The sequence below is a fragment of the Bradyrhizobium sp. RT6a genome, from assembly GCF_040547675.1.
GTDB lineage: Bacteria > Pseudomonadota > Alphaproteobacteria > Rhizobiales > Xanthobacteraceae > Bradyrhizobium.
This window is the reverse complement of sequence record NZ_JBEPQC010000003.1, coordinates 434,388-454,261: the sequence shown is the minus strand read 5'-3', so window position 1 is coordinate 454,261 and position 19,874 is coordinate 434,388. Positions and strand designations below refer to the sequence as shown.

General features: G+C 63.8%; 18 protein-coding genes. 6 read left to right on the top strand and 12 right to left on the bottom strand.

Annotation, left to right across the window (positions count from 1 at the left end):
• Positions 1 to 16: 16 nt before the first annotated feature.
• Complete coding sequence (locus ABIC03_RS20105) at positions 17 to 1,207, bottom strand: L,D-transpeptidase family protein (RefSeq protein WP_354060375.1); 1,191 nt, start codon at positions 1,205 to 1,207, stop codon at positions 17 to 19.
• A gap of 321 nt (positions 1,208 to 1,528) precedes the next feature.
• Here ABIC03_RS20105 and ABIC03_RS20100 point away from each other — a divergent pair, with 321 nt between their 5' ends.
• The gene (locus tag ABIC03_RS20100) at positions 1,529 to 2,371 is read left to right on the top strand and encodes a hypothetical protein (protein ID WP_354060891.1); all 843 of its coding nucleotides are present in this window, start codon (positions 1,529 to 1,531) and stop codon (positions 2,369 to 2,371) included.
• Between the two features lie 2 nt (positions 2,372 to 2,373).
• Here the strand turns inward: ABIC03_RS20100 and sseA are convergent, their stop codons facing one another.
• The 3 genes from sseA to ABIC03_RS20085 all read right to left on the bottom strand — a co-directional run bounded on the left by sseA (position 2,374) and on the right by ABIC03_RS20085 (position 5,025).
• Positions 2,374 to 3,228 carry a 3-mercaptopyruvate sulfurtransferase gene (gene sseA / locus ABIC03_RS20095; protein WP_354060373.1) on the bottom strand — a complete coding sequence of 285 codons (855 nt, stop codon included), beginning with the start codon at positions 3,226 to 3,228 and terminating at the stop codon, positions 2,374 to 2,376.
• Positions 3,229 to 3,390: 162 nt separating this feature from the next.
• Positions 3,391 to 3,804 carry a rhodanese-like domain-containing protein gene (locus ABIC03_RS20090; protein ID WP_354060371.1) on the bottom strand — a complete coding sequence of 138 codons (414 nt, stop codon included), beginning with the start codon at positions 3,802 to 3,804 and terminating at the stop codon, positions 3,391 to 3,393.
• 45 nt (positions 3,805 to 3,849) lie between these two features.
• On the bottom strand, positions 3,850 to 5,025 hold the full coding sequence (locus ABIC03_RS20085; protein ID WP_018454121.1) for a vWA domain-containing protein: 1,176 nt from the start codon (positions 5,023 to 5,025) through the stop codon (positions 3,850 to 3,852).
• Positions 5,026 to 5,148: 123 nt separating this feature from the next.
• Here ABIC03_RS20085 and ABIC03_RS20080 point away from each other — a divergent pair, with 123 nt between their 5' ends.
• Entirely contained in the window at positions 5,149 to 5,394 is a 246-nt protein-coding gene (locus ABIC03_RS20080; RefSeq protein ID WP_354060368.1) for a GlsB/YeaQ/YmgE family stress response membrane protein, read from the top strand.
• A gap of 91 nt (positions 5,395 to 5,485) precedes the next feature.
• Entirely contained in the window at positions 5,486 to 6,328 is an 843-nt protein-coding gene (locus ABIC03_RS20075) for an AAA family ATPase (RefSeq protein ID WP_007600695.1), read from the top strand.
• A 406-nt stretch (positions 6,329 to 6,734) separates the two neighbouring features.
• Here ABIC03_RS20075 and ABIC03_RS20070 read toward each other — a convergent pair whose 3' ends face one another.
• The 4 genes from ABIC03_RS20070 to ABIC03_RS20055 all read right to left on the bottom strand — a co-directional run bounded on the left by ABIC03_RS20070 (position 6,735) and on the right by ABIC03_RS20055 (position 11,003).
• The gene (locus ABIC03_RS20070) at positions 6,735 to 8,381 is read right to left on the bottom strand and encodes a GMC family oxidoreductase (protein ID WP_354060366.1); all 1,647 of its coding nucleotides are present in this window, start codon (positions 8,379 to 8,381) and stop codon (positions 6,735 to 6,737) included.
• A 16-nt stretch (positions 8,382 to 8,397) separates the two neighbouring features.
• Positions 8,398 to 8,991, bottom strand: a complete 594-nt coding sequence (locus tag ABIC03_RS20065) for a GNAT family N-acetyltransferase (RefSeq protein WP_354060364.1) — start codon at positions 8,989 to 8,991, stop codon at positions 8,398 to 8,400.
• 117 nt (positions 8,992 to 9,108) lie between these two features.
• A complete protein-coding gene (locus ABIC03_RS20060) occupies positions 9,109 to 10,035 on the bottom strand; it encodes an SMP-30/gluconolactonase/LRE family protein (protein WP_354060362.1) in 927 nt (308 codons plus the stop codon).
• 134 nt (positions 10,036 to 10,169) lie between these two features.
• Entirely contained in the window at positions 10,170 to 11,003 is an 834-nt protein-coding gene (locus ABIC03_RS20055; RefSeq protein WP_354060360.1) for a GyrI-like domain-containing protein, read from the bottom strand.
• A 177-nt stretch (positions 11,004 to 11,180) separates the two neighbouring features.
• Here ABIC03_RS20055 and ABIC03_RS20050 point away from each other — a divergent pair, with 177 nt between their 5' ends.
• Positions 11,181 to 12,284 (top strand): mandelate racemase/muconate lactonizing enzyme family protein, encoded by a 1,104-nt coding sequence (locus ABIC03_RS20050; RefSeq protein ID WP_354060358.1) that lies wholly within the window; start codon positions 11,181 to 11,183, stop codon positions 12,282 to 12,284.
• 9 nt (positions 12,285 to 12,293) lie between these two features.
• On the opposite strand, the gene ABIC03_RS20045 is transcribed toward ABIC03_RS20050, so the two are convergent.
• Positions 12,294 to 12,650, bottom strand: a complete 357-nt coding sequence (locus tag ABIC03_RS20045; RefSeq protein ID WP_354060356.1) for a hypothetical protein — start codon at positions 12,648 to 12,650, stop codon at positions 12,294 to 12,296.
• Between the two features lie 182 nt (positions 12,651 to 12,832).
• Between ABIC03_RS20045 and ABIC03_RS20040 the strand changes: the two genes are divergently transcribed.
• On the top strand, positions 12,833 to 13,057 hold the full coding sequence (locus ABIC03_RS20040; RefSeq protein WP_027570609.1) for a hypothetical protein: 225 nt from the start codon (positions 12,833 to 12,835) through the stop codon (positions 13,055 to 13,057).
• 278 nt (positions 13,058 to 13,335) lie between these two features.
• Here the strand turns inward: ABIC03_RS20040 and ABIC03_RS20035 are convergent, their stop codons facing one another.
• Positions 13,336 to 13,992, bottom strand: coding sequence for a glutathione S-transferase family protein (locus ABIC03_RS20035; RefSeq protein ID WP_354060354.1), 657 nt, complete (start codon positions 13,990 to 13,992; stop codon positions 13,336 to 13,338).
• Positions 13,993 to 14,175: 183 nt separating this feature from the next.
• Between ABIC03_RS20035 and ABIC03_RS20030 the strand changes: the two genes are divergently transcribed.
• Positions 14,176 to 15,399, top strand: a complete 1,224-nt coding sequence (locus ABIC03_RS20030) for a polyhydroxyalkanoate depolymerase (protein WP_354060352.1) — start codon at positions 14,176 to 14,178, stop codon at positions 15,397 to 15,399.
• Between the two features lie 129 nt (positions 15,400 to 15,528).
• Here the strand turns inward: ABIC03_RS20030 and ABIC03_RS20025 are convergent, their stop codons facing one another.
• The gene (locus ABIC03_RS20025) at positions 15,529 to 18,858 is read right to left on the bottom strand and encodes an adenylate/guanylate cyclase domain-containing protein (RefSeq protein ID WP_354060350.1); all 3,330 of its coding nucleotides are present in this window, start codon (positions 18,856 to 18,858) and stop codon (positions 15,529 to 15,531) included.
• A 317-nt stretch (positions 18,859 to 19,175) separates the two neighbouring features.
• Positions 19,176 to 19,691, bottom strand: a complete 516-nt coding sequence (locus tag ABIC03_RS20020; RefSeq protein WP_354060348.1) for a hypothetical protein — start codon at positions 19,689 to 19,691, stop codon at positions 19,176 to 19,178.
• Positions 19,692 to 19,874: the final 183 nt, after the last annotated feature.

Sequence of the window (19,874 nt, the reverse complement as noted above, 5' to 3'; positions counted from 1 at the left end):
TTCCTGGGAAGCCGGTTCAGCGCACGGTGACGGGCTCGGGCAGCGGCGGCACCACTGTCGGCTGGGTGCCTCCGACCGGGCCGGCCTGCGCGGCCATTGGCGCGGGGCCGGCAGCGCCGGGCACGGGCGCGGCGGATGCGGTCGCAGTTCCCGGCGGCGGACCACCCGGCATCACCACCACGCGGGTGCCGACCTTGACGCGATCGAACAGGTCGGAGACGTCCTCGTTCAGCATGCCGATGCAGCCGGAGGACACGAACTTGCCGATGGTCGAGGGCTGGTTGGTGCCGTGGATGCGGTAGACGGTCGAGCCGAGATACATCGCGCGGGCGCCGAGCGGATTGCCGGGACCGCCGGCCATGAAGCGCGGCAGATAGGGCTGGCGCTCGATCATCTCGGTCGGCGGATGCCAATCCGGCCACTCGGCCTTGCGGGTGATCTTCTGCACGCCGGTCCAGGTGAAGCCGTCGCGGCCGACGCGGACGCCGTAGCGGATCGCACGGCCGTTGCCGAGCACGTAATAGAGGTAGGTATTCGGGGTATCGACGATGAGCGTTCCGGCCGGCTCCTTGGTCGCCAGCGAGACCTCCTGACGGCGCAGGTTCTGCGGCAACTGCGCCGGAGCGGCGTCGGGCTGCTCTTCGGGCGGCAGCGAGGCGATCGCCATCGGCCGGCCGTCGGCGCCAACGGGCGGCTGACCGGCCTGGACCGTTCCGGTCGCGCCGGGACCACCGACCGCCTCCGGCGGACGCAGGCCGTCACTGCCGGGCGCCTGACCCGGACGATCGGCGTAGATCACCGCAGGCGGGCCGGCGGGGCGGCCGTAGCGCGGATCGTCGGGCGACGTCACGGGACCCTGCGGCGGCGCGGCCGAGTACACGGGGGCGCCTGCGGGACGGCCATAACGGGGATCATCGGGCGACATCACCGGACCCTGCGGCGGCGCGGCGGAATACACCGGGGGAGCGCCGGCTGGACGACCGTAGTAGCGCGGATCCGGGCCGGGCGGCGGCAGCGCCGCCTGCGGCATCGAATCGTCTTCATCGTCCATAGCGTCGAAGTTCGGCGCGCGGTCGCCGGGCCGATATTCGGCCGGCGCGCCATAGCTCGGCGCCTGCTGGACCGGATAGCTTTGGGCCTGCGCGAGCGAGGTTCCCGCCGCAGCGACTGTTGCGGCAGCGCATATCGTCAGAAAATGTTTGATCATCATCGCTCTTGTATAGTCCCCGGGCCCCGTCCGGACCGTTAACGGCCAGATGACCGAAGATAGCGGCACATTCAAGACATTGCAGGCGGATTTGTGCCTGATTTGCCGATTTGTGATCCGCAAGACTACCGTTGCCTCCTTGCATCACGGGACGAAAATCAGCCCACGACTGAGATTGCCGGAGTCGCCGGCTCCGTTTTTTACGGAACGGCGGGGAATCGTTGCGGTATGTTCGAATCAGCCTGATTCGCCCCCGCTTTGAGCTTCGATCCCCGCGTGGCGAACGCGGCAAGCAGTACCGTCACCGCGTTCAGATGGCTCATGGGCCTTGGCCACTTCGCCGCCGGGGCGGAAATTCGCAATCCCTCGATGCTTCCCGGCTTTCGCTTCCTGTTTGCCGCGATCCTGCTGTCAGCTTCCATCCTGGTATTCGGCCTGGGCGCCGCCGCGCTGCTGCGGGCCAGCCACGAGCAGTATGTCAGCAACCCCTCCTGGCGGAATGGTCCGCAGGAGCAGGTGTTTGCACAAGCTCCCGAGCCGGCCCAGCCCGTGCTCGCGGTTCTGCGCGCCGAGCCGGAAGCAGCCACCGATCCGGCGCCGTCGCGGCGTGACCAGGTGCCGACGATCGGATTACCGGCGAACGAGCCCGAGCCGGTCTTCGCGCTGACGACCGAGACCGACCGTCAGCCGCCGCTGGTCGTTGCAGCTCCGGCTGACGTCCCGACCGAACCGGCCAATGCGGAGACCAAGGCCGAGACGACGGTGGACGCCGCGGCGCCGGCCTCAAGCAACACGCTTACTCCGGCCGACGCCAGCGCCTCCATCGCCGAGACCAAGCCCGTTTCGATCGCTCTCACGAGCAAACCAGCACCTACCGCCCCCAGCGGAGCCTCTGCTTCGTCCACGTTCGACATGGCGAGCGCGAAGTTCGCCGCATTGAACGACCCGGCGACCACGGCCTGGAAGGATCCGCCTGCGAAGCCCAAGGCCGACTCTAAGGCCGACAGCAGTTCGCCGGAGAGCAAAGCGACCAAGCCGCGGGCGCATCGGGTGAAGAAGCGCCGCCGCATCGTCCGGCGTCCGCCGCCGCCGGTTCAGCAACTCGATCCGTTCGGGCAGCCGCAACCCACGCTCGCCGCGACGACGACGCGCGCACGTCAGTAAGGTTACGCCGGGCCGGTTGCGATCGGCGGTCCCTTTTCCTGGCCCCATTCCGACCACGAGCCGTCGTAGAGCGCGGTGTCGGTGATGCCGAGGCGATAGAGCGCCAGCGTCAGCACGCCGGCAGAGACCCCGGAGCCGCAGCTCGTCACGATGGGCGCATCGAGCTTGACGCCGGCGTTGGTGAAGGCGGCGCGGAGATCATCGAGCGGCTTCATCGTGCCGGTCGCGGCATCGAACAGGAGATTGTAGGGCACGTTGCGCGCACCGGGGATATGGCCGGAGCGGATGCCCGCGCGCGGCTCCGGCGCCCGGCCCTCGAACCGGTCGGCGGCGCGCGCGTCGATCACCTGCTCGGCACGGCTTTCGACGTTGGCGATCAGTTGCTGCATGCTGCGCACGCGCTTTGAATCATAGCTCGCCTTGAATGTCGCGGGCTTCGGCTTGACCTCGCCGCTCTCGACCGGACGCCCCTCGGCGCGCCACTTCTTCAGGCCGCCATTGAGGATGCGCACATTGCCATGGCCGAAAGCCAGGAACATCCACCATGCCCGGGGAGCAGCGACCCAGCCGCCGGCATCATAGATCACGACGGTGTCGGCATTGGAGATGCCGAGTTGGCCTGCGTCGCGACCGAACTGCTCGGCGGTCGGATACATGTGCGGCAGCGGGTTGGAATGGTCCGAGACCGCATCGACGTCGAAGAACACCGCGCCCGGCAGATGCGCGGCAAGATAATCGTCCTTCGGCAATGGCAGCACGCCCGGCAGCTTGAAGCTGGCGTCGAGCACCTTGACGTTGGCATCGTTGAGGTGGGCGGCGAGCCATTCGGTGGAGACGAGAGGATCGGTGGGCGTCATTGCATGCTCCGGCAGTTGTGTCAGTCGTCATGGCCGGGCTTGTCCCGGCCATCCACGTTCTTCTTGCGGCGAAGACGTGGATGCCCGGGTCATCTAGCGCGAAGACGCGCTTCGCGCTTTTGCCCGGGCATGACGGAGTGTGTGGTGAGAGAGGTATTCACCTCACCCCTTGTTCTTCGGCTCCCACTGTTGGGTCGGCCCGCCGGCGTCGCGCCAGGCGGCGTAGCCGCCGGCGATGTGGGCGACGGGCTTGAGTCCCATGTCCTGCGCGGTCTTGGCGGCGAGCGCAGAGCGCAAGCCGCCGGCGCAATGGAAGACGAACTTCTTGTCCTCCTGGAACACCGGCTTCGCGTAAGGGCTCTGCGGATCGATCCAGAATTCGAGCATGCCGCGGGTGCAGGCGAACGCGCCGGGGATGCGGCCGTCGCGCTCGATCTCGCGGGGATCGCGGATATCGACGATGACGACGTCGCCGTTCTTCGATATCTCGATGGCGTCCTTGGCGGTGAGCGTTTCGATCTCGGCATTGGCCTCGTCGATCAGCGCCTTGATGCCGCGGGTGATGGTCTGGGGCATGTGGTTCTCCCTCTTGTTGTCATTCCGGGGCGCGCGGAGCGCGAGCTAGTGTGTCAATTCCTTCATCGCACCCTCGAGCCCTTCGATCGTGATCGGATACATGCGGTTGGCGAAGATGCGTTTGATGATCGTGGTGGATTCCGAATAGTCCCAGTGCTTCTGCTGCACAGGGTTGAGCCACACCGAATGCGGATAGGTGCGGATGATGCGGTCGAGCCAGACCGAGCCGGGCTCCTCGTTGACGTGCTCGACCGAGCCGCCGGGCACCATGATCTCGTAGGGCGACATCGATGCGTCGCCGACGAACACGATCTTGTAGTCGTGCGGGTATTTATGCAGCACGTCCCAGGTCGGGGTGCGGTCGGTGAAGCGGCGCTTGTTCTGCTTCCACACGCCTTCATAGAGGCAGTTGTGGAAGTAGAAATACTCCATGTGCTTGAACTCGCTCTTCGCAGCCGAGAACAACTCCTCGACCTGCTCGATATGCGCGTCCATCGAGCCGCCGATATCGAAGAACACCAGCAGCTTCACCGCGTTGCGGCGCTCGGGCCGCATGTGCACGTCGAGATAGCCGTGATTGGCGGTCTCGCGGATGGTGGTGTCGAGATCGAGCTCGTCAGGCGCGCCGGTGCGCGCGAACTTGCGCAGGCGGCGCAGTGCCACTTTGATGTTGCGGATGCCGAGCTCGACATTGCCGTCGAGATCTTTGAACTCGCGCTTGTCCCACACCTTCACGGCGCGGTTGTTGCGGTTCTTGTCCTGGCCGATGCGAATGCCTTCGGGATTGTAGCCATGGGCGCCGAACGGCGAGGTGCCGGCCGTGCCGATCCACTTCGAGCCGCCCTGATGCCGGCCCTTCTGCTCCTCGAGGCGCTTCTTCAGGGTCTCCATGAGCTTGTCCCAGCCCATCGCCTCGATCTGCTTCTTCTCTTCGTCCGTCAGGTATTTCTCGGCGAGCTTCTTCAGCCACTCCTCGGGGATCTCGGCCCCCTCCATGGCGTCGAGCAGGCTTTCCAGCCCCTTGAACACGGTGCCGAAGACGCGGTCGAACTTGTCGAGGTTGCGCTCGTCCTTCACCAGCGAGGTGCGCGAGAGATAGTAGAAATTCTCGACCGAATAGTCCGCGAGGTCAGCGTCGAGCGCCTCCATCAGCGTGAGGTATTCGCGCAGCGTCACGGGGACCTGCGCATCGCGCAGAGAAGTGAAGAATTGCAGGAACATGGGCGACAGATTGCCCGTCGGGGGGCGAACGTCAAGGGGCGGAGGCCACTGCCCTGCGCTGGACCGGGAGGGTTTTTGCTCTAGAATTGGCGGTCTCACGGGATTGTTTTGGGGACGTTTGCAATGGGAATTCTCGCAGCGCTCATCATTGGCGCGATCGCAGGCTGGCTTGCCGGCAAGATTGTCCATGGGGCGGGATTTGGGCTGATCGGCAACATCGTCGTCGGCATCATCGGTGCGCTCGTGGCGAGCTGGATTCTGCCTCAGCTGCACATCCAGCTCGCAACCGGCACGGTCGGGGCCATCGTGGATGCCATGATCGGCGCGGTGATTGTGCTCGTCATCCTTTCGCTGATAAAACGGGTCTGAAAGCCTGACCGAACCAGGAACGGCCGCCATGCGCGGCCGTTCCCATGTCGCGACCGGGGCATGCCGGGACGACGATTAACAAGGACGCGCAATGAAATTTACCGGCACCAAGGACTATGTTGCGACCGACGATCTCAAGGTCGCGGTCAACGCCTCGATCGTGCTGGAGCGCCCGTTGCTCATCAAGGGCGAGCCCGGCACCGGCAAGACGGTGCTGGCGGAGGAAGTGGCGAAGGCGCTGAACGCCCCGCTTCTGACTTGGCACATCAAGTCGACCACCAAGGCGCAGCAAGGCCTCTACGAATACGACGCGGTGTCGCGCCTGCGCGACAGCCAGCTTGGCGATGCCCGCGTGTCCGACATCAAGAACTACATCAAGCGCGGCAAGCTGTGGGATGCCTTCACCGCCGAGCAGCGCCCGGTGCTGCTGATCGATGAGATCGACAAGGCCGATATCGAATTTCCGAACGATCTTTTGCTCGAACTCGACCGGATGGAATTCCATGTCTACGAGACCGGCGAGACGATCAAGGCCAAGCAGCGCCCGATCATGATGATCACCTCCAACAACGAGAAAGAGCTGCCGGACGCATTCCTGCGCCGCTGTTTCTTCCACTACATCAAGTTCCCCGATGCCGACACCATGACCCGGATCGTCGACGTCCACTTCCCAGGCATCAAGAAGCGGCTGGTCGAGGAAGCCCTGCGCATCTTCTTCGAGGTCCGCGAAGTGCCCGGCTTGAAAAAGAAGCCGTCGACCTCGGAGCTGCTCGACTGGCTCAAGCTGCTGCTCAACGAAGACATGAGCGTCGAGCAGCTGCGCGAACGTGATCCGCGCAAACTGATCCCGCCGCTGCACGGCGCGCTGCTCAAGAACGAGCAGGACGTGCATCTGTTCGAGCGGCTGGCGTTCCTGAGCCGGAGAGAAGTGTAGGTTCGAGCGCACTCCGCTGCCGCCCCACCTTCCGGTGTCATTCCCCGCGAAGGCGGGGAATCCAGTACGCCGCGGCTTCTCGACTCAATCATAACCGCCTCTGGAATACTGGATCGCCCGGTCAAGCCGGGCGATGACACCGAGAGTATGGCTCACTCTCTCCACCTCGTCATTGCGAGCACAGCGAAACAATCCAGGCTGCCTCCGCGGAAAGATACTGGATTGCTTCGCTGCGCTCGCAATGACGGAGCAAGGACGAGCATCGCCCTCTCCAATTCGCGCTTCAAATCGCGAGGGGCGGACGAAGGTTGTGAGATGGGCCCCGGCTCTGCAGCGCATCGCTGCACCGGATGATGCTTCGCATCGCCGGGGAAGCGCTACGCTGCGTCCGGAGCACGAGACCTTGCTACGCCACCGCGGCGTCCGGTACACGCGCGGCTTCCATCGGCTGCTTGCCGCGGATGAGGTCCGAGGCGCGGTCGGCGATCATCATGGTTGAGGCATTGAGGTTCGCCGAGATCATGCGCGGCATCACCGACGCGTCGATCACTCGCAGGCCTTCCAACCCGTGGACGCGGAGCTGGTCGTCGACCACCGCCCAGGTGGAATCCGCCGGGCCCATGCGGCAGGTGCAGCCGGGGTGGAAGGTGGTGGTGCCGCGTTCGGTGGCGGCGGCCAAGAACTCGTCGTCGGTATTGATGTCAGGGCCGGGGAAGTCCTCGTAGGCGTAATAGGGCGAGAGCGGCGCGCTCTTCAAAAGCCTGCGCGCCAGCTTCATGCCGCCGACGATCACGCGGCGGTCGAGCTCGGCGTCGAGATAATTGGTCTGGATGATCGGCGGCGCGAACGGATCAGACGAGCGGATGCGGACATAGCCGCGGCTCTCGGGGCGCTGCTGCCAGGAGGCCACCGTCATGCCGGGCTCGTCCTCGAGCTGGCCCTGCACGCCTTCCTTGTAGCTCGCAGGCGTAAAGGTGAGCTGGAGGTCGGAGCTGTCCGCGCTCTCGCCGGAGTGCCAGAAGCAATAGACCATGGTCGGCGACAGTGAGAGGAGGCCTTTGCGCGCCGTCGCCCATTTCATGGCCTCGACCCAGAGACGCCAACCGCGACGAAGCTCGTTGATGGTCCTGATGTCTTTGACGCGCGCGACCGTGCGCGGCGCATAATGATCCTGCAGGCCTTCGCCGACCGGCAGCGCGTGACGCACGGCAATGCCGTGGGCCTGCAACAGATCGGGCGAACCGATGCCGGAGAGCTGCAAGAGCTGCGGCGAATTATAGGTGCCGCCGGACAGGATCACTTCCTTGTTGGCGCGGACCTCAACCGGCGTGCCGCCAGAGCCGCCCTTCATGTAGCGCACGCCGACGGCGCGCTTGCCTTCGAAGATAATCTCGGTCGCGTGCGCGTGGGTGTGGACATGCACGTTCGGCCGCTTCATCGCAGGCTTGAGGAAAGCGGTGGCGCCGGAGACGCGCAAGCCCTTGTCGATGGTGCGCTGGCAGTAGGAGACGCCTTCCTGGGTCTTGCCGTTGTAGTCGGGGTTGCGCGGAATGCCGAGGCTCACCGCGCCTTCCATGAAGGCTTCGCAAAGTGGATCGCGCCAGTTCATGGTGGTGACGGTAAGATTACCATCGCGGCCGCGATAAATGTCCTCGCCCTCGCCGACGCGTTTCTCCAGCCGCCGGAAGTAGGGCAGCACGTCGGCATAGCCCCAGCCGCGATTGCCCATCTGCGCCCAGGTGTCGAAATCCATGCGCTGGCCGCGATTGTAGATATGGCCATTGATCGAGGACGAGCCGCCGAGCGTCTTGCCGCGCGGCGCATAGATGCTGCGCCCGCCGGTCCAGGGCCCGACCTCCTGCTGGTAGGCCCAGTTGATACTCTTCATGTGGAAGGTCTTGATGAAGCCGGCCGGCAGATGGATGTAGGGATGCCAGTCGCTCGGGCCCGCCTCGAGCACGCAGACGCTGGTAGCGGGGTCTTCGCTCAGCCGGCTGGTGAGCACGCAACCGGCGGAGCCCGCGCCGACGATCACATAATCAAATCTGTCCATGGTGCCTCGGCCGCCTCTAGCGCGGCTTGTCGTTGAGTTGATAATTCAAATGCGTTCGCACCGTCGGCCATTCGGCCGCGGTGATGCTGTAGACCACCGTGTCGCGCAGCGTGCCGTTCGGCGCGACCTGGTGGCTGCGCAGGATGCCGTCCTGCTTGGCGCCCAGACGCTCGATGGCGCGGCGGCTCTGGTGATTGAAGAAGTGGGTGCGGAATTCCACCGCGATGCAGTCCAGGGTTTCGAAGGCGTGGGTGAGCAGCAGCAGCTTGCACTGCGTGTTGAGCGGACCGCGCTGCGCGCTCTTGCCATACCAGGTCGAGCCGATCTCGACGCGGCGGTTGGCGGCATCGATGTTCATGTAGGTCGTCATGCCCACGATCGTGCCGCTGCCATCGAGCACGGTGAAGGGGAGCATCGAGCCCGCGGCCTGAAGACCGAGCCGGCGGTCGATTTCCTTGCCCATGTTGTCCGGCGTCGGAATCGCGGTGTACCAGATGGTAGAGAGCTCGCCGTCCTTCACGGCCTCGATCAGCCCCTCGCGGTGCTGATGCGACAGCGGCTCCAGACCGGCATGCTGTCCGCGCAGGGTGATGGGATCAGGCCAGGGCATTTGAAACTCTCTCCTTTGTCATTGCGAGGAGCGAAGCGACGAAGCAATCCATACTGTCACCGCGGACGCATTCCTGGATTGCTTCGCTTCGCTCGCAATGACGGTCACTAGCACCGTTTATTTGTTTAGGAAATTGAGAGGCAATCCGCCGCGCGGCCAGTCCATGGCGATCAGCTCGCCCTTGCCTGAGAGCGTGATGTAGGCGGTCTTCAGCTCGGGGCCGCCGAAGGCGATGTTGGTGGTGACGCGGTCGCCGGTCGGCACCTGCTCGACCAGGGTACCGTCAGGCGCGATCACCGAGATGCAGCCGGAGACGAGGGTGGCGACGCAGACATTGCCGTTCGCTTCGACCGCCAGAGAGTCGAACATCTGGTAGCCGCCGAGGCCGCAGATCGGTTTGCCCCGCTCGCCGCGATAGATCACATCGCGCGGCTTGAGCGTGCCGGGCGCAGAGAGCTCGTAGGCCCAGAGCCGACCGGTGGGCGTCTCCGCGATGTAGACGGTGGCCTCGTCCGGCGACAGGCCGATGCCGTTCGCCGGCAGTATGCCGTGCACGACCTCGACGATCTCCTTCATGCCAGGCTTGAGATAGTACATGCCGCCGACGTCCATCTCGCGTGCGCGGCGCTTGCCGAGATCGGAGAACCAGAGGCCGCCCTGCTTGTCGAACACCAGATCATTCGGCCCCCGCAGATCGTGCTCGCCGCAACTGGTCATGACGGTTTCGATTTGGCCGGATTGCAGATCGACGCGCTGGATCGAGCCGCCGAGATAATCGTCGGGCTGCGGACCCGGCATGATCATGTTGCGGGTCGGAATCCAGGAGAAGCCGCCATTGTTGCAGATGTAGATCTTGCCGTCGGGGCCGAGGGCTGCGCCGTTCGGGCCGCCCAGAATCTTCGCGACGATCTCCTTGCGGCCGTCGGGATGGATCCGGGTCAGGCGCTGGCCGCGGATTTCCACCAGCACCACCGAGCCGTCCGGCATCACGACCGGCCCTTCGGGAAATTCGAGGTCGGTGGCGAGAACGCGGACGTTGGACATGTGGGACCCTCCCGGCTGCTTGTTATGACTTGCACGGGATGTCCGGCACGGGCCCCACACGCAAGATTGCCTGCGGTTATGACAAAGTCGCCGGGGCTTGCCAAGCAAGCGGGATGGTATGCCAGCGTTGCGCGCTAATCTCGCACGGGTATCCAAATCTCCAGGCCGCCATTGCCGGTGGCGGGATCGAATTTTTCACCGTAGCGTTCGAAGTTCGGCGCATCGGCAGCCTTCAGGCCGGAGGCCGGCAGCCACTGATTCCAGATCGCGTTGACGGTGCGCCTGATCGAGGCGACGTGGTCGGCGTGGGTAAACACCGCATAGCGCTGCTCGGGGATACGGATGCGGCCGAAGCGGCGCGGCAGCTCGGAGAAATCGTCGACCTCGACGCCGGCGATGTAGTCGAAATTGCCGGCATCGTCGCCGTTGCAGCAGACGCCATAGGCGACCGATCCAACGCGCACGGGAATGTCGGCGACCTCCTGGTGGAAGCGCTGCCACAGTCCAGGAATGGCCGCGCCGTTGTCGCAGGAGATGCGCTCGTTGATGCCTGCGACGAGGAAGGCCTTTGTGGTTTCGAAGCGCGGGGCGGCGAGCTTGTCTGCGATGGTTGAGTCCATGAGGATCGGCTCCTGAAGCTTGAGATGACCGGTGCATTGCGCGGTCCGCACCGCTTCGGGCGTGGTGCTGAACTGGTCGCGGAACGCGCGGGTGAATGCTTCGTGCGAGCCGTAATCCGCCTCCAGCGCCAGCGACAGGATGTCCGGTGCGCCGTTCGCAAGACTGCGCGCCGCTTCGGTCAGCCGCCGCGCGCGCACGTACCGCATCACCGGCACGCCGGTGGCTGCGGCAAACGCGCGCACGATGTGGAACCGCGACACGCCCGACATCGCAGCGATCTCGTCGAGCGTCATCGGCTCGGCCAGATGGCTCTCGACATACCAGAGCGCGCGCTGGGCTGGGTTCATGGCGTTTCTCGTTCGAAGCGCGACCATGATGCACGGAAGTCCGCGGGTTTCGCTTGATCGGCGTTGCGGTCCCGCAAGATGATAACGCCGGAACAGCCACTGGCAACGTCCGGGCGTTCATGGCTACACTCGGGACGTCCTGGAAACCGCTCACAAGAAAGCAGGAGGAACCGCGTCATGAAGATCACCGATGTGCGGGCGCACCATATCCGCATCCCCTATGACGCCGGTGTCGCGAGCTTCCGTCAGGGCGCCTCGGCGATCACCGCCCTCGACATGGTGATGGTCGAGGTCAGCACCGACGCCGGGCTGACCGGCTGGGGCGATGCCTTCGCCTATGTCTGCCCCCGCACCACGCGCAGTGCCGTCGAGGAAATGATCGCACCCCAGGCCCGCGGACTGGAGGTTCCCGATGCCGCCGGCATTCCTGCGGTGATGGAGCAGATCCAGCGTAATCTGCATCTGTTCGGGCGTTACGGCATCACCATGTTCGCGATCTCCGGGCTCGACATCGCGCTGTGGGACCTTGCCGCCAAGGTCAAGGACGTGCCGCTGCACCGCCTGCTCGGCGGCACCAGGCGCCCGGCCATTCCGGCCTATGCGAGCCTGTTGCGGATCGGTTCGCCCGACAACATCGCTGCCGAATGCAAGAAGGCGCTCGCGCTCGGCTATGGCGCCATCAAGCTGCACGAGACCACGGCACCGGCGGTGTTTGCCGCGCGCGCGGCGATCGGGCCCGGCATTCCGCTGATGGTGGACATGAACTGCCCGCTGTCAGGCGAAGAGGCGATCGCGTTCGCCAGGACATGCCGGGACGCGCAGCCGATGTTCCTGGAGGAGCCGGTCTGGCCGCCGGAGGATTTTGCGGCGCTCGCCGAGGTCCGCAGCAAGGGCGGGCTCGGCGTCGCTGCCGGCGAGAACGCCTGCACGGAATATCAATTCCGCCAGATGATGGATGCGGGCGCGGTCAGCCACGCCCAGCCGTCGGTGATCAAGGTCGGCGGCATCACGGAATTTCTCAAGGTTGCGGCGCTCGCAGATCGGCTCGGTGTCAAGGTCGTTCCGCACTCCCCGTATTTCGGCCCCGGCCTGCTGGCGACCTTGCATCTCCTGGCGGGGCGCAACGACGGGCTGGTCGAGATGTTTTACCTCAAGCGCGAGGCCTGCCTCTGGGGCGACCGCGCCGATGTCGATGCTACCGGCCATGTCGCGGTGCCGACCGGACCTGGGCTCGGCTATGAGCCCGACCGCAGCGTGATGGAGCGATATCGCGTCGCCTGAGCGCGGCGCCTATTTCGCCGCATCCTTCGGCGGCGGCGCATCCTGCTTCTTCTTCACATCCTCCGCGGTCTTCGCCTGCGCGGCCTGGAGATCGCCGAGCATCTTCTGCAAGCCGGCCACGGTCGTCTTCAACGCATCGATCTGGCGCCCCGCGGCATCCAGCTTCTGCTGGTGATCGAGGTTCAGCTTGGTGATAGTCTTCTGGAGGAAGTCGACGTTGCTCTGGAGGCAGCTGGTGCGGCGCTCCATGGTTTTCTCGACGGTGCAGATCTCGATGCCGGGCACGTCCTGCGCGCGGACCGGCGCAATCGCCAGCGTAGCGAGCAGCAACATCGCGAAACAGACGCCGGCGCTTCGAAGCAGCATGCAAGTTCCTCGTCAAATCAATCACGGCAATGTGCGCTTTTTGCACGCCGCCTGTCGAGGCTACCACACTCGCACCGCATTCTCGCGTTGAGCTTGCGGCTGTTCCCTCGGACGGGGAGCGATGATCTGCATGCGGAGGAAATGGGCGCTCCTTCTGCGGCTTTGTTTAGGGGAGTTTTTTGATGGCAACGCGCGACAGACGACTGGCGGAATTCGACGGCGCCGGAGAACCGCCGCCTGGCCTTGCAGTCGAAGTGCTGTGCGAGGACCACAGCGGGACTTATCAGCTGCCGTTCGCCTGCCGCTATGTCGAGGGACGCTGGCAGAACCACGCGGCCGGCGTCGCGGTTGAAGCTACCGTCATCGGCTGGCGCGTCCCGCGCATGAAGCATTCGGGCGTAGCCTGAGCACCGGCGTCTGTCTCAAAATGCAACGGTGCCGCGTCCCGGCTTAACCTTCGGAACGCGGCCCGAACGAATCACGTCCGAATCAGCCGTAGGTCCCTGTACGCGCCTGTTCACGGCTAGATGTCGCAACTGGTCACCAGGCGCATACAATATCTGCGCAGCGCCTGAGCAGGGTCAGCCAGCCATGGGCGCCAAAAGTTAACGGCTTCAATGACCTGACTGCGGGGTGCGGCGGTTGAATGCTCGCTCGCAAAACAGGCAGATGGCACCCGGCCTGCCTAATATTCGACCTCGAGCTCCTCGATCTCGGCCGGCTCGTCCTTGGCCGCCGCGATCCATTCCTTCATCTCCGGCATGGCCATGATGGTATCGGCATAAGCCTGCAACTGCGGCTCGAGCTTGACGTTATAGGTCACGAAGCGTGTCACCACCGGGGCGTACATCGCGTCAGCCATGGTGCGGGTCTCGCCGAACAGGAAGGGCCCGCCCGATTTGTCCAGGCAGTCGCGCCAGATCGCCCAGACGCGATCGATGTCGGCCTGCGCGCGCGACCAGATCTTGAAGCCGGGGAAGTGCCCCTTCAGGTTGACCGGCAGCGAGGCGCGCAAGGTGGTGAAGCCGGAATGGATTTCGCCGCAGATCGAGCGGCAATGCGCGCGCTGGATGCGATCCGCGGGCAACAGCCCGGCGTTCGGCATCGCCTCGTTGAGATATTCGGCGATCGCCAGCGTATCCCAGACGATCGCGCCATCATGCCGCAGGCACGGCACCAGGATCGACGACGACAACAGCAGGATTTCGGCGCGCGCCGACGCGTCGTCCGGCGCGGTGACGATCTCCTCGAAATCGAGCCCGGAAAATTTCGTCAGCAGCCAGCCACGCAGCGACCAGGACGAATAGTTCTTGCTGCTGATGGTCAGTGTCGCCTTCGCCATGTGACCTTCCCTCACGCCTGTGACTCACGCCTAAGACTTGCACCCCGCCCGGACTGCGCGAGTGCGCACCGCCTGTGCTTCCCGCGAAAAGAGCAGCAAGCGACGTGCCAATCTTGAGGACGGCCCATCCCAGGTTTGGCTCCGATATTGCATAGCAGCACGGGGACAGGTGGGCGTTTCAGTATGATGTCGATGTATTATCAGGCCTTTCAGAACCATATGGACCTGACGGCGCCGTGGCGGTCGGGGGCTTCGTCCGCACTCAGATTCCTCAATCTGGTGCCGCAGGGCTTATCGGATCAAGTCGTCGGCCGGCTGTCGGCCGCGCTGGAGCTGATCTCCCGCTCCACCCTCACCTATCACCGCCCCGCCTACGGCATCGACAGCGTCATGGTCGGTAATCGCGAGGTCGCCGTGACCGAGGAGATCGCTTACGCGACCCCGTTCGGCTCGCTGCTGCGTTTCAAGAAGGAGGGCGTGGGCGAGCAGCCGCGCATGCTGCTGGTGGCGCCGATGTCCGGCCATTTCGCGACGTTGCTGCGCGGCACGGTGAAGACGCTGCTGCAGGACCACGACGTCTACATCACCGACTGGCACAATCCGCGCGACATTCCCCGCAGCGAGGGCCGTTTCGGGCTCGACGACTACACCGAGCATCTCATCGATTTCCTCGGCCAACTGGGCCCGCGCCCGCATATGGTCGCGATCTGCCAACCCTCGGTCTCGGCGCTCGCGGCCGCCGCGATCATGTGCGAGGGCAACCATCCTTCACGGCCAGCGACGTTGACGCTGATGGCCGGGCCGATCGACACGCGCATCCAGCCGACCAGGGTCAACGAATTCGCCAAGAGCAGGCCGATCGACTGGTTCGAGCAGAACCTGATCAACTACGTGCCGATGCAGTGCCGCGGTGCCTTGCGGAAAGTCTATCCAGGTTTCGTGCAGCTCACCGCCTTCGTCTCGATGAATCTCGAGCGCCACATCAAGCAGCACATCGATCTCGCCGATCACATCGCCAAGGGCGAGAAGGAGAAGGCGGCCAGCATCAAGACCTTCTACGACGAATATTTCGCCGTGATGGACCTGCCTGCGGAATTCTACATCGAGACGGTCCGCGACGTTTTCCAGGAGCACCTTCTGCCCCAGGGCAAGCTGATGCATCGGGGACGTTCGGTGAACACCAAGGCCGTCAGCCGCATGGGGCTGATGACGGTCGAGGGCGAGAAGGACGACATCTGCTCGATCGGCCAGACGCTGGCCGCGCAAGACCTCTGCACCGGCGTGCGCGCCTACCGCCGCGTCCATCACATGCAGGCCGGCGTCGGCCATTACGGCGTGTTCTCCGGCAAGCGCTGGAACAACGAAATCTATCCGCTGCTGCGGGATTTCGTGCACGTGAATTCGTAACCCGTCAGCCCCTGGCCCGTACGTCACGAGCGAACTTCAACGCGCATTGCAGTGAGGCGACCGGAGATGCTGGGGCAGGATCTCGACGCCTCTCCTGACCAAACGGCTAGCTAGAGAAACCGCACGTGCCTAATGCACTTGCTTGAGCAGCTCTCTGGCTTCAACGACTTCGGGAAGATTGCGCTCCGCATCGAATTCAGCGAGCACGGGAGCGAGCACCTCGGATACCGCGCCCGCTCGGCCATTTGTCTTGTGCAGGCGTGCAAGTCCAAGGGCGCTGCGCAGCTCGAAAGTCTTCACCCGTTGGTGCCGTGCGATTTCCAGCGCTCGGTTTAGCGCATTTTCGGCACTGGCTAGGTCCGAAGGATCATGACGCAACAAAAGCTCCCCGTAGACGCGATGCAGCTCGGCATCAAGCCAATGCTGACCGGATTGCCCCGCCCATGTGATCAATCCGCTCAAGATTTCCAGCCCGTTTTCGAGTCGGCCCGACTCTGCATCCGCCATCGCGACATGCATCCCCCAAAACGGCTCACAGAGGTAGCAGTCATTCTCGTGCAGCAAGGTCCAGCCGCGACGCATTTCCGTTAGCCCGGCCATTCCGTCGCCGGCACGCCACTTGGCCAGGCCATTCAGGTAGGTGCCGGCGGCCACATACAGCGGCATCGTGTGGTCGCGAGCGAGACCGAGCGCCAGGATCGTCTCTGTTTGCTGCAACATGCCCCCGCATAGTCCGTCGAACACAGCTCGATGAACAAGCGCATTGGCCTGAGAAAGCGCCCGTTTTTCTCCGGAAGCACTTATCGCTTCCACGGCGAGGCGACGTGCGCGAGCGATCCTGCCAAGCGGCCAAAGCACCAGGGCAAGAAACCTCATGATCACGAATGGGAGATCCAGTGCCGAGCCCCTAAACGTCGCGGGATCCGGCTCGTCACCATAGATCTCTAGTGCCTTCTCAAGATGTACTCTCGCGTTCAAGTAGTCGCCCCCGAACCAGCAGGTAACCCCGCCCGTCCAATGTGCAACGACGGCGGCCACCGGTGAGTCCGGTCGCCGTTCAGCGGCGTTCACGATGGCATCCACCAGCGCCCGCATCGGCGCGAGTTCGCCGTGTGTCAGGCAGGCATTGAAGAGACCCGAATGGACTGGCGCAAGTTCAACCGGATCATTGATGTCGGCTGCGAACTGTCGGGCGCGCGTCCATGCGGCTACCGTTTCGGGAGCGCTGTGCCCGAGGCTGCCCCGTAATGCACGGCCATATGCGATTTGAAGATGTAGCCTACTCATCATCCGGTCGTGCTCATCGGGCAGCTCATCGGCGACGGCAATCGCCTTGCCGAGATGTGCAATCGCCTCGGAATAGGCGGAGCGTTTCAGCGCCTGCAGGCCCGCCTTGCGCCACCATTCGAGGGCGACCTCGTTCAGCCCCGCCTCAGTGAAGTGGTGTGCCAGAACTTCCGGTTCAGTCTCGGCGACGACTGGAAACTTCTCGCGCAGGACATCGCCGATGCGCTTGTGAAGCACCTGCCGTTTGCTCTTGAGCAGGCTCTCGTAGGCCGCTTCCTGAACGAGAGCGTGCTTGAAACTATAGTTTGCTTCGGGCGGAGCCCCGCGACGCACCAGCAGTTCGGCCTCTTCGAGTTGCGCTAGCGCAGCGCTCAGCGTCAGATCATCGCGTCCCGCCACATATCTCAGCAGCGCGTATGAAAAATCGCGACCGATGGCGGCGCCTATCTGCGCCAACTCCTTGACTGGGGCCAGCCGGTCAAGCCGCGCCATCAGCGAATCCTGCAGCGTTGCGGGAATAGCGAGCGGCGGGAGCGGATTATCGAGGCGATAGCGCCCGGCATCTTCGACGAGTAGCCCGGACTCCAGCACCATCTTGGTCAATTCCTCGACGAATAGTGGGATGCCATCCGTCCTATCGATGATCTGCTTCATCATCTCGCGTGGCAGCTGGCGACCAACGGCCACCTGTTCGACCAGCGCGCGCGAGTCCTGCCGATCGAGTCGGTCGAGCCGCAACAGACTAACGTTGGCAAGGCCCGACCAGGAGGGCTCGAACTCTGGCCGGGATGTCATGAGCACGAGTATCGGCAGGCCTCTGATCCGATCGACCGCGAGATCGAACAGTTCAAGTGTCGTGGCATCGGCCCAATGCATATCCTCGCAGATAATCAGCAGGGGTTGCTCTCGCGCCAACCCCTCAAGCTGATCCAGAAGGGCGGCAAATGTCTGTCGCCGCTGCTGCGCCGGGCTCAAACTCAGCGGCGGACAATGGTCGCCGGTGGGAATCGAAAGGAGAGCCGCAATGAGCGGTGTCGCTTGGGCGACCTGCTGTGTTCCAAGCGCCAGCATTGCCTCGAGCTTGTCGAGCTTTTGCCCAGGCGTGTCGTGCGACCGGATGCCGGCGGCGCGCTCGAGCTGCGCGACAAAGGGATGGAGCGCACTGTTGATATGGTAGGGCGAACACTGATATCGCACCCGGCGGTGAGCCCCCAACGAGGGGCTTTCGGACAGCGTTGCGACAATGCGCGACTTGCCGATGCCCGCTTCGCCAGAAATCAATACCATCTGCCCCTGCCTCTGCCATGCCAGCCGCTGGCGCGAGAGAGTGAACTCGATCTCATCCCTGCGGCCGACAAAACCGGTCGAGCGTACCGCGCGGACCGCCTCGAAGCGACTCTCGGATGCGATCGCTCCCTCCACCGCCCAGACTGCGATGGGTTCGGCTATGCCCTTGACCTCACGGCGGCCGAGATTGCGAAACGTGAAGAGATCACCAAGCAGCCGGCGCGTCGACGAAGCAACGACGACCGCGCCCGGTTCCGCCAGGCTCTGGAGCCGAGCGGCAAGGTTTGGTGTGTCGCCGACGGTTGCCTGTTCCTCTGACGCATCTCCGCTGATGAGGTCACCGACCACCACAAGCCCTGTCGCAATTGCGATGCGCAGTTCGACCCGTTCGTCGGCGCCTGTTTTGAGCTGCCCAATTGCGGAGATAGTGTCGAGACCCGCTCGCACTGCGCGCTCCGCATCATCCTCGTGGGCGCGAGGATAGCCGAAATAGACGAGTATTCCGTCGCCGACGAACCTGGCTATCCTGCCGTCATAAGCCGCAACGACGCTCGCGCAGGCGGCGCGGTAGGCCCGGATCACTTCCCACATATCCTCGGGATCGAGACGCGCCGAGAGCGCGGTCGAGCCGACCAGATCGCAAAACATAACGGTGAGGTGGCGCCGCTCGGCGTCCTGAGGAGGCGTCGGCGATGCGATCAACGCGGCTGGATCGAGGTCGGCAATAGCACGCAGCATTTTGCGGCGATGGCCGAGCAGGACTCCGAGCTTATCAAAGTCCTCGTCCATCAGTTCGGGGAGGATGCCCACGTCGATTGCATTCTGGGCAAAACGCTCTGCGTATTGCCCAAGCCCCAGTTTGTCGAGCCACTCCGCAATCTGCATTGGCTCCACCGATCGTGTGGTTGGCGGTTAGCAGGATTTTGGACCACGGCGCGGGGACGATATCCTAACATCGCCATGATGGCACGTCTTGTTTGTTGTGCGATAATTTAGGTTACTCAGTACCGACACGGCTTCCAAGCCGGGTCGCCGCCCGATGCGAACGACTGCGCTACCAAACATCGTCTTCACGCAGCGTTGCACGACAGAGGTTGCGATGAGTGGTCACGACTCACTCGGGACCTGAAGCCGAATCCAACGCTGCGGCTTGTGCTCTCGTCATGACGCCAAGCAGACGTTCTTGGGTGAGCACAATTCCTTCATTGCTTGTCCATGCGCGCTTCGTAGTTGCGAGCCATCGTGCCCGCCGCGACTTGGAGCGAAGAGCCAACCACCCAACAGCCGGCAACAAAGGCTATCAGGCCATTGGCTGGGTTATGATCAAGGACAAGGATGCTGACGGACAGAGTTGCGGCAATCGCGGCGCCGAACGTTCCGGCCGCGCTCATGATCTCAGCCTGCTCGGAACCATTCCACTCTTCCGAGGTGCTCGAAATCGACTTCCGCGCGACACTGCGAGACAAATCAATTCCAACGTAATAGCTAAGAGCTCCGTAGAGCATCGTTATCAGCACGATCCAGCCGCTTTCAAACAGTCCGCCTTTCTCACGCAACAGGGCCGCACCCACGTAGAGGCCGCAAGAGGCCCCAACGGCTGCGAGCCCAATTCTTTCAAGAAGATGGGCCGACCTGATCAGACCGGAACGAGCGATCCGAAGATTGCCGGAGCCCCTCGTTAGGGAAAATGCGCTGGAAATTGCATCACTAATTTTCATTGGGGGTCTCCTTCTTAGGTAAGTAGCGGCCTACCGGCCGACTCCGAATGGAGGCAGCCTCGTGGACGCGTTTTGCGATTGCCTTGATTCCAATTTCTGAAAAATCTGTGCTGAGTGATGGGGCTGGCTTGCTCGTGAGCAAAACGAGAGCCAATCCAAAGCTGCGAGCACGCGGCTACGCAG

Coding starts and splice junctions, on each gene's coding strand:
- ABIC03_RS20105 (WP_354060375.1), bottom strand. CDS start 1,207: ATGATCAAACATTTTCTGACGATATGCGCTGCCGCAACAGTCGCTGCG.
- ABIC03_RS20100 (WP_354060891.1), top strand. CDS start 1,529: ATGGGCCTTGGCCACTTCGCCGCCGGGGCGGAAATTCGCAATCCCTCG.
- sseA (WP_354060373.1), bottom strand. CDS start 3,228: ATGACGCCCACCGATCCTCTCGTCTCCACCGAATGGCTCGCCGCCCAC.
- ABIC03_RS20090 (WP_354060371.1), bottom strand. CDS start 3,804: ATGCCCCAGACCATCACCCGCGGCATCAAGGCGCTGATCGACGAGGCC.
- ABIC03_RS20085 (WP_018454121.1), bottom strand. CDS start 5,025: ATGTTCCTGCAATTCTTCACTTCTCTGCGCGATGCGCAGGTCCCCGTG.
- ABIC03_RS20080 (WP_354060368.1), top strand. CDS start 5,149: ATGGGAATTCTCGCAGCGCTCATCATTGGCGCGATCGCAGGCTGGCTT.
- ABIC03_RS20075 (WP_007600695.1), top strand. CDS start 5,486: ATGAAATTTACCGGCACCAAGGACTATGTTGCGACCGACGATCTCAAG.
- ABIC03_RS20070 (WP_354060366.1), bottom strand. CDS start 8,381: ATGGACAGATTTGATTATGTGATCGTCGGCGCGGGCTCCGCCGGTTGC.
- ABIC03_RS20065 (WP_354060364.1), bottom strand. CDS start 8,991: ATGCCCTGGCCTGATCCCATCACCCTGCGCGGACAGCATGCCGGTCTG.
- ABIC03_RS20060 (WP_354060362.1), bottom strand. CDS start 10,035: ATGTCCAACGTCCGCGTTCTCGCCACCGACCTCGAATTTCCCGAAGGG.
- ABIC03_RS20055 (WP_354060360.1), bottom strand. CDS start 11,003: ATGAACCCAGCCCAGCGCGCGCTCTGGTATGTCGAGAGCCATCTGGCC.
- ABIC03_RS20050 (WP_354060358.1), top strand. CDS start 11,181: ATGAAGATCACCGATGTGCGGGCGCACCATATCCGCATCCCCTATGAC.
- ABIC03_RS20045 (WP_354060356.1), bottom strand. CDS start 12,650: ATGCTGCTTCGAAGCGCCGGCGTCTGTTTCGCGATGTTGCTGCTCGCT.
- ABIC03_RS20040 (WP_027570609.1), top strand. CDS start 12,833: ATGGCAACGCGCGACAGACGACTGGCGGAATTCGACGGCGCCGGAGAA.
- ABIC03_RS20035 (WP_354060354.1), bottom strand. CDS start 13,992: ATGGCGAAGGCGACACTGACCATCAGCAGCAAGAACTATTCGTCCTGG.
- ABIC03_RS20030 (WP_354060352.1), top strand. CDS start 14,176: ATGATGTCGATGTATTATCAGGCCTTTCAGAACCATATGGACCTGACG.
- ABIC03_RS20025 (WP_354060350.1), bottom strand. CDS start 18,858: ATGCAGATTGCGGAGTGGCTCGACAAACTGGGGCTTGGGCAATACGCA.
- ABIC03_RS20020 (WP_354060348.1), bottom strand. CDS start 19,691: ATGAAAATTAGTGATGCAATTTCCAGCGCATTTTCCCTAACGAGGGGC.